We start from the raw sequence: 16928 nt of genomic DNA, 5'->3' as shown, positions 1-16928 counted from the left end.
GAATCAGCCTCTCGGCGTACTGGCCGGCATCAAGCCGTCAAGACGAAAGGCCGCCGGAGATGTCTGCTATCGATCGCCGGAGTTTTCTGCTCACCGCGGGTGCCGCCGCCGTCACTGCCACCGGAGTGCTCCCGGCTACCGCCGCCGGCTCAAGCGGTTCGGCGCCACGCCAACGCGTGGTCGTGCTCGGCGCCGGGCTCGCCGGGCTGAGTTCGGCGTACAACCTGATGAAGGCCGGGTACGACGTCACCGTGCTCGAGGGCCAGGACCGTCCGGGTGGGCGGGTGCTGACGGTCCGCGAACCGTTCCGCAAGGGCGGGCACGCGGAGATGGGCGCGACCCGGATCTTCGAGACGCACGAGTACACCCAGCGGTACGTACGGCATTTCGGGCTCGAACTGCGCCCGTACGACGAGGGCCAGCGTGCGTTCTTCCTGGAGGGCAAGCGATTCCTCGCTCCGACGGGCGGCAAGCCGTGGCCGGTCGCGGGGATGACGCCGGCCGAGCGGGCCGACCCGTTCGCGTTCTTCCCGCAGTACGTCGAGTCCGGGTTCGAGAAGCTCGGTGATGTCCATGCGGCGAACTGGCCGGGCGGGTTCCCGGCGACCGCCGAGCTCGACGGGCTGACCTTCGCCGGGTACATGCGCCGGCAGGGGGCTTCGCAGGCTTGGGTCGATTGGTTCCTCGCGCAGAACGGCAATCTCGCCAGGATCAACGCGCTGGCCGCCTTCGCCGAGGAATTGGTTGCTTCAGGCAACACAGTGACGAGTATCGAGGGCGGTAACGACAAGTTGCCGAAGGCCTTCGCGAAGGCGCTCGGTGGGCGGATCAAGTACCGCAGCAAGGTGGTCCGGATCGCGACGAAGCAGCACGGCGTACGGATCAACTACGTCGACCAGTGGGGTCTGCATGAGCTGGATGCTGATCGGGTCGTCTGTGCGTTGCCGATTCCGCCGTTGCGGAAGGTTGTTCTGCAGGCGGGGTTCTCAGCTCCGAAGATGGAGCTGATCAAGCGGCTGAAGTACCTTCCGGCAGCGCGCATCTACTTCCAGACGAAGTCGCGGTTCTGGACCAAGGACCCGCTCGGTCCGCTCGGCGGGCTCAACCTGGTCGCGACGGACACGCCTGTCGGCCGGATCTGGAACACCAGCTCGCAACAGGATGATCCGGCGCTCGGCATGATCCACAGCTACCTGCTCGACACCGACGCGACCGACTTCGCTGCCCGCGGTCCGTTCCGGCGGACCGAGGAGAAGCGGCGGCAGTTCGCGCAGTTGCTGCCCGGCTTCAAGGGGCAGGAGGTCGCCGTCGCCAGCAAGATCTGGCAGGACGACCCGTGGGTCGGCGGCGTGACGGCGCACGTCCAGCCGGGCGACCTGCAGTGGAGTTTCCCGGCGATGCGCCGGGCCGAGGGACGGATCCACTTCGCCGGCGAGCACACGTCGCTGTGGATCGCCTGGATGAACGGCGCACTGGAGTCGGCCGACCGGGTGGTCGGCGAGATCCTGCACGCCGACCAGCACTGATCCATTCCAACTCATCGAAGGGGAGACATGACAACGGACCATTCGAGGCGGCGAGCGCTCGGGCTGCTGGGCGCCGCAGGGCTGGGCGGAGTGGGCGCCCTCCAGAATCTGCCTGGCGCGGCATCGACGGCAGCGGCCACGACCACCACCAGCTGGGACATCACCGCCAACGGCTGGCTGTCGCAGCTGACCGTGGACCGGCGGCTCAACAACGGGAACCCGGCGTCGGTCGGCGGCGGTTACGCGGCGACCTTCATCGACAAATCGTCCGGTGTGCATCAGCCGGTGATCGCTTTCCGGGCCGGCGACGGCAAGCTCAGCTTCCTTCGCTTGTACGACGCGGCCAACGCCTCGTTCCAGCTCTACAAGACCGAGTCGTTCAGCGGCGGGCTGCCGCGCGGGAGCTTCTACCAGTACGCCGGCGCCGGCAACAACTTCACCAAGACCGGGCCGTTCTCCTGGTCGGCGACCTCGTCGTTCGGGTCACTCGACTCGCTCGGTCTCGCGTCCGGCGCTGTCGGGCAGGAGGAGTTCTGGCAGCTGTTCTACGACGGCGGCTGGATCGTGCCGACGATGAACGACGTCCGCCAGGTGACCAACTTCGACCTGCAGTGGTTCTGGTCGTCGTACGAGCCGTTGACGTCCTCGGCTTTCGGGCTGACCAAGGGCAGCCTGGCGGTGATGGGCAGCCGGATCGTCAGTGCGGGGGTCAGGGCGGAGTTCCAGCAGAAGCCGTTCACCTGGATCCGGCCGCTCGGCGCGGACTTCGCCAAGGTCGAGGTGGTCCGCGGGATCGAGCGCCTGAACCGGCTCACCAGCGTCGAGTTCGGGCACCATTTTCCGATCGGCGAGGTGACCTGGCGCTCGGGCATCTCGCGGGTGCGCAACCTGAGCACCGACACCAACGAACTGCTCCGCTACGTCACCTCCGCCACGCTCGCTCGCAACCCGGGTGCGGACCGCTTCGAGGTCTGGCCCGATCCGAACCCCGAGTTCCTCGAGAAGTGGGACGACTCCGTCACCGGCGGCTGGTGAGGCTTGACCTAGACAGCGCTCTAGCTCCTAGGTTCTGCGCTAGACCAGAGACCTAGGAGCTAGACATGCGCTACCGCACTCTCGGCGGGACCGGTATCGAGGTGAGCGTGCACTGCCTCGGCACGATGATGTTCGGATTCGTCGGCAACCCCGACCACGCCGACTGCGCCCGGATCCTGCACCACGCCCTCGACCAGGGCATCAACTTCGTCGACACCGCCGACATGTACTCCACCGGGGAGTCCGAGGAGATCGTCGGCAAGGCGCTCAAGAGCCGCCGCGAGGACGTCGTACTGGCGACCAAGGTGCACTTCGCGCTGGGCGAGGGGCGCAACCGCAGCGGCAACTCCCGGCGCTGGATCACCCGCGCGGTCGAGGACAGCCTGCGACGGCTCGACACCGAGTGGATCGATCTCTACCAGGTGCACCGGCCGGACCCGACCACGGATATCGAGGAGACGCTGTCCGTACTGACCGACCTGGTCAGCCAGGGCAAGATCCGCGCCTTCGGCTGCTCGACCTTCCCGGCCGAGGAGATCGTGGAGGCGTACCACGTCGCCGAGCGGCGCGGGTACGGGAAGTTCCGTACCGAGCAACCGCCGTACTCACTGCTTGCCCGGGGCATCGAGCGCTCGCTGCTGCCGACGACTCAGCGGCTGGGGATGGGGGTGCTGACCTGGAGCCCGCTCGCGTCGGGCTTCCTGTCCGGCAAGGTCCGGCGCGACCAGCCGGTCGACCTGAGCGCCGGCCGGGCCGCCCTGACGCCGTTCCGCTTCGACCCCTCGATCCCTTCCAACGCGGCGAAGTTCGACGCACTGGAAGGGTTGATCGAGGTTGCCGAGAGCATCGGTTGCACGCTGCCCGAGCTCGCGCTCGCCTTCGTCGTCTCGCACCCGGCCGTCACCTCGGTGATCAGCGGCCCGCGCACGGTGGAACAGCTCGAAGGCCTGCTGAAGGGCGCCACCGTCATTCTCGACGACGAGACCCTCGACCGGATCGACGCGATCGTCCCACCCGGCACAGACCTCTACCAGGCCGACGGCGCCTGGCAACCCACCTCCCTCACCACCCCCACCCTCCGCCGCCGCCCCCACCCCAACCGCTCCGCCGCCTAGCCGCGCGTCCGCCCCCTTACCCACCCGCACGCCCGCACGCCCGCACGCCCGCACGCCCGCAGGCCCGCTCGCCGTTTGAGGGGTTAACCCCCGAATCGGTGGGTTGCCCGCCGAGAATCCGACTAGGCAACCCACCGTCTCGGGGGTTAACCCCCGAGACGTCTAAGGGGTCGGAGGAGGCTAGCGGCCGGATTGGAGGGCTGTCCAGGTGGCGGGGCCTACTACGCCGTCGACGGCTAGTTGTCTGGTGCGTTGGTAGTCGCGGGCGGCGGTGTCGGTGACCGGGCCGAACTGGCCGTCGATGCCGACGGTCCGGCCTAGGGCAGCGGTCAATGACCGCTGCAGCCGGCCTACCGCAGTACCGGTTGATCCGCTGCGGAGAGTCGGTTTGTCGCCGGCGGCAAGCAATGCGGTCCAGGTACCGGCTCCGACGACTCCGTCCGATGGCAGGCCGACTCGGGTCTGGAATGCCTTCACTGCATCGGTTGTGGCGGTGTCGAAGGTGCCGCTCGGCTCACTCGTTCCACCCAGCAGACACTGCGCCGCCTTGACCGCCGCGCCCGTCGAACCCTCCTGCACCGTCGGGTAGCTGGTGAAGTCGAGGTTGGTGGCGCCACACGTCTGCGTTCCGTTGACGAACGAGCTCGCCGCCGCCTGCCCCTTGCTCAGCGCATCGGTCTGGTTCTCGATCGGCACCGACTTCACACCCGGGAAGAGGATGTACGTGACGACCGCGCCCGACACGCCTCCGCTCGACGGGTTCGGGTTGATGCCCAGCTGCTGCGCGAGCTTGTACGAGCCCTCACCGATGATCCCGGTCGGACCGCTGTCGCCGACCACGGCGTACGCGACCTTGTCCTGGTACACGACCGCGGCGATCGTGGCGCCGGCGATGCCCGCGGTCTGGTAGTTCCAGATCGAGCTCGACAACGGGACGACGATGAACGGCAGTCCGGCCGAGTTCAGCGGTCTGCCGTCGGACTGGGTCCACGAGGTGGCCGGCTGGAAGGACGGATCGGTGTTCTCGTTGCACTGCGTGGTCCGCTGACCGTCGCAGTCGACGTCGAAATCGGCCGTCCAGTGCACGGCTCCCCCGGTCTTGCAGACCGCGACGGTCCTCGATCCGCCGGAGTCGTGGGCGTACTTGCCGTTCGACAGCTGGGTCTCGCACCCGGCCGTCTTGTCCTTCAGCTGCTGGGCCGTCGGCCCGGCCAGCTCGGCGGCCTGCGCGGGACCGGTGACCCCGGCCAGGAGCAACGTTGTGGCGAACAACAAGCAGTAGAGAATGCGGTTCCGTTTTGTGCGTGAGCGGGGCGGCTGCTGCATCGGATCCTCCAGATCTGAAGCCCGAAGACGAAACTTTCTGGCCCAGACAGTACAGACGACCGTTAGATTTTGACAGCCCTTGCCGGGTTTGCCGAACCGTTCAGCCGGCGGCGAACGCAGCTCCGCGCCGGCCGGCCGGCTGGAAGACTCGTCGCGTGACAGCACAGCCGGACCTCGCGGAGACCTCGCGGATCGAGGCCTTCAGCGACGGCATCTTCGCCATCGCCATCACCCTGCTCGTCCTCGAGCTGCACATCCCCGACCTCGAGCCGGGCGAACGGCTCTGGCCCGCGCTGCTCGACGAGTGGCCGCAGTTCGGCGCCTACCTGACCAGCTTCGCGATCCTCGGCATCATGTGGGTCAACCACCACTCGATGTTCCGGCAGATCCAGCGGGCCGACCGCGGGCTGATGTTCCTCAACCTCGGCCTGCTGCTCTGGGCCGCACTGCTGCCCTTCCCGACGAACCTGTTCGCCGAGTTCCTGCGGGAGGAGGGCAGCAACGCGCACGTGGCCGCGGCGGTCTACAGCACGAACCTGACCCTCGCCGCAGTGTTCTTCAGCGCCATCTGGTGGCACGCCCTGCGCAAACACCTCGTCGACCACGAGCTGACCCCGGCCGAACAGCGCACGTCCGTACTCCGGTACTCCGTCGGCACGCTCCTGTATGCGGCGGCGATCGGGCTGTCGTTCCTCTCGGCGCCACTGACGCTGCTCGTGCTGTTCCTACTCGCGGTGTACTACGGCTTCGAGCAACTGCGCACCCGCAGCTGACCCGATCTCCGGGCGTCAGTCACGGGGACGTTTGCGCTGGAACGAGGTGATGGTGACGCCAGGGGCGATCTCCAGCTCGGCGTCGGCCAGATAGCCACGCGGCTTCCACCGCATAGGCCAGGCGCTGCACGACCAGCAGCCGCTCAGCGATCGCCACGTCGGTCACGTCGAGGGCACGAATCATCCCGCCAAGCTATCGGCCCGCCCCCGGCACCGCTCACCATTTACCTCAGGCTGCGCGCCAGTAGCCCAGCGCCTTCACCCGGTTCTTCGGGACGGACAGCTCCTTCAGCAGGTACGACGTCAGCGTGCGGGTCGTCTTCGTGTCGCAGGCGACCCACACGAAGGTGCTCGCCGGGTCGCCGATCAGCGACGGCAGACTCGCCTTCACCTCGGCCACCAACTGGTCGCCCTTGCGAGGTACCGTGCGGAGCTCGTGGTGCGCGGGGTCGCGCCGCAGCGGCAGCTCGGCATCGGAGTCGTGCGTCGTCTCGAAGAAGATCGTCGCCGGCAGCTTCGGCGCCACCCCGAGCAGCGAGTTGATGGCCGGCAGCGAGGCCGGGTCGCCGATCACGAACATCCGTGGCGGCAGCGGGTCCGGTACGACGAAATCCGTGCCCTGTACCGTCGCGTCGATCGTGTCGCCGGCCTGCGCGGTACGCGCCCAGTCGCTCGCACACCCGGCATGCAGCGCGAACTCCATACTGAAAGTGCCCGCCTCGACGTCCGGATCGACCAGCGTGTAGGCCCGCTGATGCGGCTTGCCCGCATTGTCGAACCACAGCCGCACCCACATCGTCGGATGCACGCCGACCGCCTGCAGCAGGCCGCCATCGGTGAAATGCACCCGGTGGTAGCGGTCCGTGACCTGTTCCGCACCCGTCACGGTGAACTTGAAGTCCTTGCCCTTGAAGAGCTTGAGGACGACACCCTCCCAGCCATGCCCCACAGCGCTTGCCCCTTCCGACCGGCGAGAATGGGCAGTTGCAGCCCAACAACCTGACTTGTAAGTTAGCGCAGCCTAACCTAACTAAAGCGAGGATGACGAGTGGACGCCAAGGTCGACCGGGACACCTGGGGTGTGCCGCACTTGAGAGCCGGCGACCCGCTCGCACTCGCCTATCTCCAAGGCCAGAACGCGGCGACCGACCGCGCCTGGCAGCTCGAGCTGGAACACAGCCGCTCGCTCGGCACCAGCGCCGCCTTCCTCGGACCAGAGGCGCTCAGCTGGGACGTCTTCGCCCGCCAGGCGCGCCTCGACGACACCGCCCAACACTGCTGGGAGAACCTCGACGATTCCACTCGCGAGTGGATCGAGGCCTACGTCGCCGGCGTCAATCACAGCCTCCCCGGCGCTGCCCTACGCGCTCCCGAGTTCACCCAGACCGGCCTCACCCCGCAGGAGTGGCAGCCCTGGGCGCCACTCAGCATCTGGATCGCGATCCACATCCTGTTCGCCGGCTTCCCCACCAAGCTCTGGCGCGAGCACGTCGCCCGCCATCTCGGCGACGCACGGCTCGACCTCTTCAACTCCGAAGGCCCCAGTACTGCGGGCAGCAACGGCTGGCTGATCCCGGGGAACCGGACGGCGACCGGCACGCCGATCATCGCGGGCGACCCCCATCGCTACATCGAGAGCCCCGGCGTCTACCAGCAGATCCACCTCTCCTGCCCGGAGTACGACGTCATCGGCCTCGCGGTCCCCGGCATCCCCGGCCTCGCCCATTTCGGGCACACCGGCCACGTCGCCTGGGCGATCACCAACGCAATGGCCGACTACCAGGACCTCTACGCCGAGCAACTCCGTCGCACCGGCACCGGAGTGGAAGCCCTCGGCCCCGACGGCTGGCAACCGGCGACCCGCCACACCGAGCTGATCGAGGTCGCCGGCTCGACCCCGGTCGAGATCGAGGTGATCGAGACCGATCGCGGCCCGATCATCATCGGCGGCCTCGACGAGACCCAGTCGATCAGCCTGCGCTACCCACCACGCGTCACCCACCGAATCGGCTTCGACACCCTCCCGAAGTTGCTCGAAGCAACCACGGTCGAGGACATCGACAAGGCCGTCGACAAGTGGGTGGAGCCAGTCAACGTCGTGATGGCCGGCGACACCGCAGGCGGCCTGCTGCACCGGACCGCGGGTCTCGTCCCGACGCGCCATGAAGACAACCGCCTGCGCGTAGTACCGGCGTGGGAAGCGGCACACGAATGGCAGGGCTGGCACGACTCGATGCCCAGGGCGACGGTCGAGGACGTGGCAGTGATGGCCAACAGCCGCGAGGTCGCCGAGCCACTCGGCGTTGACTTCGCGAGCCCCCATCGCTACGACAGGATCAAGCAGCTGCTGACCGAACGCGACGACTGGACCGCCGCCGAAATGCCGTTGATCCACAAGGACACCCACCTCGGCTCCGCCGGTTCGCTGCTGGACCTCCTCGTCGACTTGAAGGATTTGTCGCCCGAGGCAACCACTCTGCGCGAACAACTCCTCAGCTGGGATCGGCGAATGGACGCCACCAGCACCACCGCGTCCAGCTACGCCGCCCTCCGCAAGTCGCTGGTACGCCGCTTGGCCGAGCACCCGACCCTCGCCGTACTCGATCAGGGCGTCGACGTCCCCGACCTGTTCGTCCCGTATCTCGACACCCTCGCGCACACGTACTTCGCGCTGGAGAATCTGATCGCCACCGACCTGCTCCCCGACGTCAACGTCAGCTGGCTGGCCCAGGAAGCCCTGGAAGAAGTTGCCCACCGCAAGCCCCGCGGCCCTTGGGGCGACACGCATCAACTCACCCCGCTGCACGCCCTCCGAGGGCCGATCTTCGCTCCGGGCGACGAGCACTACGAGCTAGCCCTCTCCGGCGACCACCACTGCGTCATGTCCACCTCAGCCGTCCCCGGCCTGACCGACACCTGCGTCCGTGCCTCCGCCGCCCGCTACGCCTGGGATGTTGCCGACCGCAACAACAGCGCGTGGATCGTCCCCCTAGGCACCTCCGGCGTCCTCGGCGATCCCCACCACCACGACCAACTCCCCCTCTGGCTCCGCGGCGAATTAGCCCCGGTCAACGGCGACCTGACCCCCGAGGACCGTTCCTTCGAACAGCACCTGGAGAACTTCGGCCTGGTCCGGATCGAGCCGCTGCTGCCCGAGCGCGACCTCGACCTCATCCACGCCTGGGTCACCGCCGACCGCGCGACCTTCTGGGGCATGGCCGACCAGGCTCGCGAGGAAATCCTTGCCACGTACAAGTTCCTCGACTCCGTCCCCACCCACCACGCCTACCTGATCCGCCTGGACGACGAGCCGGTCGCGCTCCTCCACACCTACGACCCCCAGGCCGACCCAGCCGGAACGGCGTACCAGATCGAGCCCGGCGACCTCGGCGTCCACTTCCTCATCGCCCCCGGCGACCGCCGCCAGAACTTCACCGGCAACCTGCTCAATGCCCTAGGCAACTTCCTCCTCCACCACCAGGGCCACCCCCGCGTGATCGCCGACCCCGACGCGACCAACGCCAAGGCCATCGACCGCCTCACCCGCGCCGGCTTCACCCTCGGCCCGGAAGTCACCTTCACCCAGCACAACGGCATCCCCAAGACAGCCCGACTCGCATTCCTCACCCGCCAGACCTTCACCCAGCAGGCGTAGGCCGTCACGCCCGGTACGTCGCCAGGACCACCTCCAGTCGATCTCGCCGGAAGCGGCCGGGCTGGTCCGTGCGGACCTGGCGTCCCTCGGCACTCGTGAGGCGATCTGGTCGGCCAGGGCGAGCCATTGACCGGCGTCGATCAGCTCCGAAGGAGCGAATCACCGTCGGGGAGCATCCGGTCGAAGACCACGCAGTCGTAGGAATTTACCCACAATGCTTCGCCTGCCATCGCTATCTCACCAACACTATCGACCGCGAGGCGGCCGACCGTAGACCTGCGGATACCGCGATCCGCAGGTCTTCGTCGTCCTCTACCACCAGTACGCGCACCCTGGTCCCTCTGTGTCATCGAAATGTCGTCGTCGACATGGATCGTATGTGTCATGAACGGTCACTCAGTGCATACGCCGACCCGGACCGCTCTTCTCCGCGCCCTGACAGATGAGGAGCCACTCCGCGAACACGCCTGGACCAAACGTAGCCGGGTCGGCAGATGCGGCGGAGATCTCATCGAGGGAGCGGTCGAGGATGGCGCCCCACGTTTCCAGTGCCGAAGGCATGGCGCAGGTCAGCCCGGCTCACCCCGAAGGCCGGCCGAGAGCGCCGACGAAGGAGGTGCGTGGGAAACAGGCTGCACCGGTCGAGGCGGAAACCCGGCGACCGGTGCTGCTACCCGCTCGTCAAGCGCGGATTTTGTCGTCCTTGTGGTCGCGGACGGCTCGGCGCTCGGATGGGGGATGGTCGACGGTGCGTGGGGCTGGGCAGACTGGGCCGTGGGCGATGGGGCCGCCGCCTAGTCTCCTGCTCTTCCACTGCTTCTCGTCGTAGTCGTAGTAGGTGTCAGTTCCTCCGACAGTCATAGGTGTCCTCCCGGTCGTTCCCCCCGGTCACGGCTCCTGCTGGCTATTCCTACAGTCCGTCACCAGGGGGCCTGAATACAAGCGATTCTTGAACTACCCACGACATACGGACAAATTCCCGGGTTTGTCCAGACTTTTCAACGAGCAAAGGCGTTACGGGGACATTTCGTAAGCACTTTCTTCACGGAAAAATCTTTCAGTTCGCGAAGATGGCGACGCCGTGGCCCCCGATTCGAACACCTTCGGTGAGCAACTCGGCTGCCCCGAACGACATCACCTGGTAGGTCGGTACTTCGGCCAGCGGCACCACCACCTCGGCATCGGACAGGTTGACCACCACCCGCAAGGTGCCTCGGCGGATGACCAGCCAGGAGTCGTCGGACCAGACCTCCACCGACGTAAGCCGATCGTCGCGCAGATCCTCGTTCCGCGCCCGCAGCGCCAGCAGATCCCGGTACCACCGCAGCAGCTCGCGATGCGGCGACTCGTCGACCTCGGTCCAGTCGAGCACCGAACTCCGCCACGTCGCCGGGTCCTGCGGATCGGGGATCTCCTCCGCATCCCACCCGAACGCCGCGAACTCCTGCCGCCGGCCGGCCCGAACCGCCTCGGCCAGCGCCGGCTCGGTGTGGTCGGTGAAGAACCGCCACGGCGTCGACGCGCCCCACTCCTCGCCCATGAAGAGCATCGGCGTGTACGGCGAGGTGATCACCAGGGCCGCCCCGATCGCGAGCTGCCCCGGCGTCAGCGCCGGCCGGTCGCCGAGCGCGCGGTTGCCGATCTGGTCGTGGTTCGACGTGTAGGCGAGGAACTCCCACCCGCTGTGCCGCTCCCGATCCACCGGCCGTCCCCAGTCCTGCCCACGGAAGCTCGAGTACGACCCGTCGTGCAGGAAAACCTGGGTCAGCGTCTTGGCGAAAACCCCCGGCTCGGCGAAGTCCGAGTAGTACCCGGCCCGCTCCCCGGTCAGCAACGTGTGCAGCGCGTGGTGGAAGTCGTCACTCCACTGCGCCGTCATCCCCAGCCCGCCCTCACCCACCGGCTCGACCATCCGCGGGTCGTTCAAATCGGACTCGGCCACCAACCCCAACGGCCGCCCGACCGATGCAGACAACGCAGCCGTCTCCACCGAAAGCTGGGCGAGCAAATGCTGCGGGCTGCCATCGACGAGCGCGTGGACCGCGTCCAGCCGCAGCGCATCGAGATGGAAATCCCGGAACCACCGCAACGCATTGTCGCAAATCCACCGCCGCACCTCATCGCTGCCGGCGTCATCCAGATTCACCGCCGGACCCCACGGTGTCGTGTGCTTCGAGGTGAAGTACGGCCCGAAAGAACCCAGGTAATTCCCGCTCGGCCCGAGGTGGTTGTAGACGACGTCCAGACAGACGGCCAGCCCCACCGCATGACACCGATCCACAAACCGCTGCAGCTCCAACGGCCCGCCATACGGCTCATGCACTGCGTACAGATCAACCCCGTCGTATCCCCACCCATGCCGGCCAGGAAAAGCCGCCACCGGCATCAGCGAGATGACCTCAACCCCCAACGCCACAAGGTAATCCAGGTGCCCAGCAGCCGCCTCCAGCGTCCCCTCGGCCGTGAACGTCCCCAGGTGAAGCTCATAGAAGACAGCACCCCGTACGTCACGCCCAGCCCACCCTGCATCGGTCCACTCGAACCGGGAAGTGTCGAAGACCCGGCTGAACCCATGCACCCCGTCAGGCTGCCAAGGACTCCGCGGATCCGGCATCGGCTCGCTGCCGTCGACAGAGAACGCATAGGAAGTACCGTGCCCCGCTGACGCAACCGACAGCTCCCACCACCCACCAGAGCCCTGCCGCATCTCCAACGACGAAGACGGCTCCGAGAGCACCAGCGAGACGGCAGAAGCAGCAGGAGCCCAGACAGTGAAGGCGTGCACCGATCAGCTCCTAGCGAGTAGTGCCACCGGTAGTTCTTCCAGCAGCTCGTGAATGAGAGTCGCTCCACTACCCACAGCGCGCCCAGTCAACACGTCCTGCCAGTTCCCCTCAGGCAGTACGACGGTGCTGTCGCCCCAGCCGCCCAGCCTGTGCAGAGCGACCGGCAGCCGAGTAGCGACCGTCACCACCGACTCACCCCGGCAGAAGGCGACCGCATGCCCACTAGAGGTCGGCAGCGGCTTGTAGCTGCCGGCGAATGCCCCAGGGTCCTGCCGCCGCAGCCGCAGCGCCTTGGACGTCACCAGCAGCTTCTCCTCGGCCAACCCGTGCGGCCGAGCACCAGCGTCCAGCCTGGCCAGCCCAGAGATCCGCTGCGAGTAGTCCACCGGCCGGCGGTTGTCCGGGTCGACCAGCGACAGATCGACCAGCTCAGTGCCCTGGTAGACGTCAGGGACCCCAGGCATGGTCAGCTGCACGAGCTTCTGCCCCAGCGTCGCCGCCCGGATGTACTCCCGCTGCCCATCAGCGAAGTCACCCACGGCCGCCAGGACAGCCTCGTCCCCGAGCACTCCGCTGATGAACGCCTCGACGATCCCCTCGTACTCCGAGTCCGACGACGTCCAACTCGTACGCCGCTTGGCCTCCCGAACCGCCTTCAGAACATAGGCCTGCAACCGGTCTGCAGCGATCGGCCCATCGGACCAGGTCCCGAAGAGTGTCTGCCAGACCAAGTACTCCGTACTCCCGTCCAGCTCCGAATCGCGATGAGCCTCAGCCAGCGACCGCCAGGACCGAACCGCCGAGGTCCACGAAGCAGGCTGCTCCGACAACACCCCCAACCGCGCCCGGACATCCTCCGACCGCTTGGTGTCATGCGTCGACAGCGTCGTCATCGTCCGCGGCCAGCGATCGTTCAGCCGGGCCGCGAATGCGTGGAACTCCTCCGGCGAAACCCCGAAATGCGACGGATCCCCACCGACCTCGTTCAGCGACGTGAGCCGGAACCACCGGTAGAACGCGGTGTCCTCGATCCCCTTCGCCATCACCGGCCCACACGTCTGCTGGAACCGCACGATGAGCTCGTACCGCGCGTGCTCGTCGATGCGGCTCGCAGTACCGGCCTCGCGCCCCAGCAGCAGGTCACGCACGAGCTCCAGCGTCTCCTGGTGGTCCTCGTCCAGGTTGCGGCGAGCGCGCTCGGTCGCATGCTCCAGCACTCGCACCGACGTCGGATCAGGCTGCTCACCCGGTACTACGTACGCGCGGTACCGGTCGAAGTTCACCAGTAGCTCGACAACCACCTCGTGGAAGGCGCGGCGGGTGTGGTCGCGCAGACGCACGTCGTCCTGGCAGATGCGCGCCAGCAGCTCCACGAGCCGGTGCACCTCGGCGTACTGGCCGTGCTTCACCACCTCGCGCTTGGCCTGCTCCACTACTGGAGCGAAGTCGGCCGGCTCGCCAGTGAGCTCCGAGTGGAAGGCAGACAGCGGTGCTGCTCCGGCAGGGTCGACGAAGAGCCCACCGACGCGCAGGAGTGCGTCGTACCCAGTAGTGCCCGCGCAGGGCCAGTCCCCCGGCAGCTCCTCATCGCCTTCGAGGATCTTCTCGACCACTACCCACGCACCGCCCGTGCGCTCGGCCAGGCGGCGCAGGTAGCCGCGGGGGTCGGCCAGGCCGTCCGGGTGGTCGATACGGAAGCCGTTGAGCTTCCCCTCGTGCAGTAAGGAGAACAGCAGCTTGTGCGTCGCCTCGAAGACCTCCTGGTTCTCCACGCGCACAGCAGCCAGGGTGTCGACGTCGAAGAAGCGCCGGTAGTTCAGCTCCTCGTCCGCCACCTTCCAATGCGCCAGGCGGTACCACTGCTCGGTCACCAGCTCGGCGATCGGCAGGTTCTCCGTCCCAGGGCGCAGCGGGTACTCGTGGTCGTAGTACCGGAGCACGTCCCCGTCGACCGACAGCTCCCCATCGGCGAGCACCTTGCCGATCCGGTGGCCGAGCACTGCCATCAGGAGCGGCTGGTTGCCCGATCCCCAGTCGACGTCGAACCACTCGGCATACGGCGAGCCGGGTCCATCGCGTAGTACCGACCACAGCGCAGCGTTGAGCCGAGCCGGTGTCGGCACGGCCACATGGTTCGGTACTACGTCCGCGATCGCCCCCATGCGGTGGTCGGCCAGGGACGTGGCGAGCCGGTCGAAGGCAGGTCGTCCACCGGCCGGCTCCGACAACCGGCTGTGGTCCACGACGTCGTACCCGTGCGTGGAGCCGGGCGCCGCCTGCAGGATCGGGGACAGGTAGAGGTGCGAGATCCCGAGGCTGTGCAGATAAGAGACGACCTCTGCGGCCGCGTCGAAGCCGAAGTTCGCATGGATCTGCACGCGGTACGTAGCCTGCGGGATCGCTGTCACTGCGCTGCCTGTCGCGGCCTGGTCAGAACGAGCATGCCGTGGTCCTCGATCCGCACGGTGCTCCCGGCCGCGTGGTCTTCCTCGTTCACCCGCCCGGTCGGCCTGATGGTGTCGACGACCACCGACCACGCGTCGCCGTACTCCTTGGTCGGCAGCAGGAAGTCCTGTGCCTCGTAGTTGCTGTTCAGCAGGATCAGGAACGAGTCGTCCACCACGGGTTCGCCCCGGGGATCCGGCTCGGAGATGGCGTCGCCGTTCAGGAACACGGCCACCGCGCGAGCGTCGTCGCGGCTCCAGTCGCCGTCCTGCATCTCCTTGCCGTTGGGGGTGAACCAGACCAGGTCACCCAGCCCGTCGACCCCTTGGTCGCCGTGGAAGAACCGGCGGCGGCGCAACACCGGATGCTCGTTGCGCAGGCGGACCAGGTCACCGGTGAACTCCAGCAGGTCCTGCTGCTCCTCGTCGAGGTTCCAGTTCACCCAGGCTAGCTCGTTGTCCTGGCAGTACACGTTGTTGTTGCCCGACTGGGTCCGGCCCTGCTCGTCGCCGTGCGCGAGCATCGGGACGCCTTGCGAGATCAGCAGCGTGGCCAGGAAGTTGCGCTGCTGCTTGGCCCGCAGCTTCCGGACCGCCGCGTCCTCGGTCTCGCCCTCGGTACCGCAGTTCCACGAGCGATTGTGGCTCTCGCCGTCCTTGCCGCCCTCGCCGTTGGCGTCGTTGTGCTTGTCGTTGTAGGAGACCAGGTCACGCAGGGTGAAGCCGTCGTGCGCGGTGATGAAGTTGATGCTCGCCAGCGGGCGGCGGCTGTCGTCGCGGTACAGGTCGGACGAACCGGTCAGCCGCGACCCGAACTCGGCCAGCGTGTACTTCTCCCCGCGCCAGAAGTCCCGGACCGTGTCCCGGTACTTACCGTTCCACTCGGTCCACAGCGGCGGGAAGTTGCCGACCTGGTAACCGCCGTCGCCGACATCCCACGGCTCCGCAATCAGCTTCACCTGGCTGACCACCGGGTCCTGCTGGACCAGGTCGAAGAAGGCCGACAGCCGGTCCACTTCGTGGAACTGACGGGCCAGCGTCGACGCGAGGTCGAACCGGAAGCCGTCCACGTGCATCTCGGTGACCCAGTAGCGCAGCGAGTCCATGATCAGCTGCAGCACGTGCGGGTGCCGCATCAGCAGGCTGTTCCCGGTCCCGGTTGTGTCGTAGTAGTGCGACTTGTCGGAGTCCACCAACCGGTAGTACGCCGCGTTGTCGATGCCCTTGAAGGACAGCGTCGGGCCCATCTCATTGCCCTCGGCAGTGTGGTTGTAGACGACGTCGAGGATCACCTCGATATCGGCCTCGTGCAGCGCCTGCACCATCGTCTTGAACTCGGTCACCTGCTGGCCGCGGCCGCCCAGCGACGAGTAGGCGTTGTGCGGGGCGAAGAAACCGATCGTGTTGTAGCCCCAGTAGTTGGACAGGTTCCGCTCCTGCAGGTGCCCGTCCTGGGCGAACTGGTGCACCGGCATCAGCTCGATCGCGGTCACCCCGAGCTCCTTGAGGTGCTCGATGATCGCCGGGTGCCCGATCCCGGCGTAGGTGCCGCGGATCTCCTCCGGCAGGCCCGGGTGGGTCTTGGTCAGGCCCTTGACGTGCGCCTCGTAGATGACCGTCTCGTGGTACGCGTGCCCCGGCGGCCGGTCGTTACCCCAGTCGAAGAACGGGTTGGTGACCACCGACAGCATGGTGTGCTCGCGGTTGTCCATCGTGTTCAGCTCGTCGGGCTTGGCGAACCGGTAGCTGAACAGCGACTCGTCGGCGTCCACCTGCCCGTCGATGGCCTTCGCGTACGGGTCCAGCAGCAGCTTGGACGGGTTGCATCGGTGCCCCTTCGCGGGCTCGTACGGCCCGTGGACGCGGTACCCGTACCGCTGACCGGGCTGAACGGCCGGCAGGTAGGCGTGCCAGACGAACCCGTCCACCTCGGTCAGCTGGATCAGCTGCTCCGACCCGTCGTCACCGATCAGTGCCAGGTCAACTTGCTGAGCAACCTCCGAGAACAGCGCGAAGTTCGTTCCGGAACCGTCGTACGTGGCTCCGAGGGGATAAGGACGACCAGGCCATTTCTGCACCCGATGACAGTAGCCACCCCGACCCCCACACGCAGAACGAAGGGGTGAAACTCGGCGCAAGAATTCATTTCGGCCGGCTCCCCAAGCCATCGATCACCCGAGCGCCGGGCTGATTCACCCTCGGGAGAGAGCCGTTCGCGAGCGGAAGAAAGGCGACCCCGGCGCTGGTTTCCTCAACGCCGGGGCCTGG

Annotated in this window: 11 protein-coding genes; 5 read left to right on the top strand and 6 right to left on the bottom strand. The window is 67.2% G+C overall.

Annotation, left to right across the window (positions count from 1 at the left end; genetic code table 11):
- Window positions 1–59: 59 nt before the first annotated feature.
- The 3 genes from G3I17_RS25185 to G3I17_RS25175 all read left to right on the top strand — a co-directional run bounded on the left by G3I17_RS25185 (window position 60) and on the right by G3I17_RS25175 (window position 3676).
- A complete protein-coding gene (locus G3I17_RS25185; RefSeq protein ID WP_164600064.1) occupies window positions 60–1526 on the top strand; it encodes an NAD(P)/FAD-dependent oxidoreductase in 1467 nt (488 codons plus the stop codon).
- Window positions 1527–1553: 27 nt separating this feature from the next.
- A complete protein-coding gene (locus G3I17_RS25180) occupies window positions 1554–2561 on the top strand; it encodes a hypothetical protein (RefSeq protein WP_164600063.1) in 1008 nt (335 codons plus the stop codon).
- A gap of 65 nt (window positions 2562–2626) precedes the next feature.
- Entirely contained in the window at window positions 2627–3676 is a 1050-nt protein-coding gene (locus G3I17_RS25175) for an aldo/keto reductase (protein ID WP_164600062.1), read from the top strand.
- A gap of 180 nt (window positions 3677–3856) precedes the next feature.
- On the opposite strand, the gene G3I17_RS25170 is transcribed toward G3I17_RS25175, so the two are convergent.
- Window positions 3857–4951 (bottom strand): peptidoglycan-binding protein, encoded by a 1095-nt coding sequence (locus G3I17_RS25170; protein WP_239062884.1) that lies wholly within the window; start codon window positions 4949–4951, stop codon window positions 3857–3859.
- Window positions 4952–5157: 206 nt separating this feature from the next.
- Between G3I17_RS25170 and G3I17_RS25165 the strand changes: the two genes are divergently transcribed.
- Window positions 5158–5775 (top strand): TMEM175 family protein, encoded by a 618-nt coding sequence (locus G3I17_RS25165; protein WP_164600060.1) that lies wholly within the window; start codon window positions 5158–5160, stop codon window positions 5773–5775.
- 229 nt (window positions 5776–6004) lie between these two features.
- Here G3I17_RS25165 and G3I17_RS25160 read toward each other — a convergent pair whose 3' ends face one another.
- A complete protein-coding gene (locus G3I17_RS25160) occupies window positions 6005–6724 on the bottom strand; it encodes a siderophore-interacting protein (RefSeq protein WP_164600059.1) in 720 nt (239 codons plus the stop codon).
- Window positions 6725–6823: 99 nt separating this feature from the next.
- On the opposite strand from G3I17_RS25160, the gene G3I17_RS25155 reads away from it, so the two are divergent.
- Window positions 6824–9430: a GNAT family N-acetyltransferase gene (locus tag G3I17_RS25155; protein WP_164600058.1), complete on the top strand. Its 2607-nt coding sequence runs from the start codon at window positions 6824–6826 to the stop codon at window positions 9428–9430.
- Window positions 9431–10111: 681 nt separating this feature from the next.
- On the opposite strand, the gene G3I17_RS25150 is transcribed toward G3I17_RS25155, so the two are convergent.
- From G3I17_RS25150 to glgX, 4 genes are all read right to left on the bottom strand, one after another.
- On the bottom strand, window positions 10112–10291 hold the full coding sequence (locus G3I17_RS25150; RefSeq protein ID WP_164600057.1) for a hypothetical protein: 180 nt from the start codon (window positions 10289–10291) through the stop codon (window positions 10112–10114).
- Window positions 10292–10487: 196 nt separating this feature from the next.
- Window positions 10488–12215: a malto-oligosyltrehalose trehalohydrolase gene (gene treZ, locus G3I17_RS25145; protein WP_164600056.1), complete on the bottom strand. Its 1728-nt coding sequence runs from the start codon at window positions 12213–12215 to the stop codon at window positions 10488–10490.
- A 3-nt stretch (window positions 12216–12218) separates the two neighbouring features.
- Window positions 12219–14624 carry a malto-oligosyltrehalose synthase gene (gene treY, locus G3I17_RS25140; RefSeq protein WP_164600055.1) on the bottom strand — a complete coding sequence of 802 codons (2406 nt, stop codon included), beginning with the start codon at window positions 14622–14624 and terminating at the stop codon, window positions 12219–12221.
- Entirely contained in the window at window positions 14621–16738 is a 2118-nt protein-coding gene (glgX, locus tag G3I17_RS25135; RefSeq protein WP_164600054.1) for a glycogen debranching protein GlgX, read from the bottom strand. The genes treY and glgX overlap by 4 nt, the downstream gene beginning before the upstream one ends.
- Window positions 16739–16928: the final 190 nt, after the last annotated feature.

It is taken from the genome of Streptomyces sp. SID13031 (assembly GCF_010548305.1).
Lineage (GTDB): Bacteria > Actinomycetota > Actinomycetes > Propionibacteriales > Kribbellaceae > Kribbella.
The sequence above is the reverse complement of the archived record's forward strand: the minus strand, read 5'-3'. Positions and strand labels throughout refer to the sequence as shown.

Excerpts from the sequence above, each read along its gene's own strand:
- G3I17_RS25185 (WP_164600064.1), top strand. The coding sequence starts at position 60 with ATGTCTGCTATCGATCGCCGGAGTTTTCTGCTCACCGCGGGTGCCGCC.
- G3I17_RS25180 (WP_164600063.1), top strand. The coding sequence starts at position 1,554 with ATGACAACGGACCATTCGAGGCGGCGAGCGCTCGGGCTGCTGGGCGCC.
- G3I17_RS25175 (WP_164600062.1), top strand. The coding sequence starts at position 2,627 with ATGCGCTACCGCACTCTCGGCGGGACCGGTATCGAGGTGAGCGTGCAC.
- G3I17_RS25150 (WP_164600057.1), bottom strand. The coding sequence starts at position 10,291 with ATGACTGTCGGAGGAACTGACACCTACTACGACTACGACGAGAAGCAG.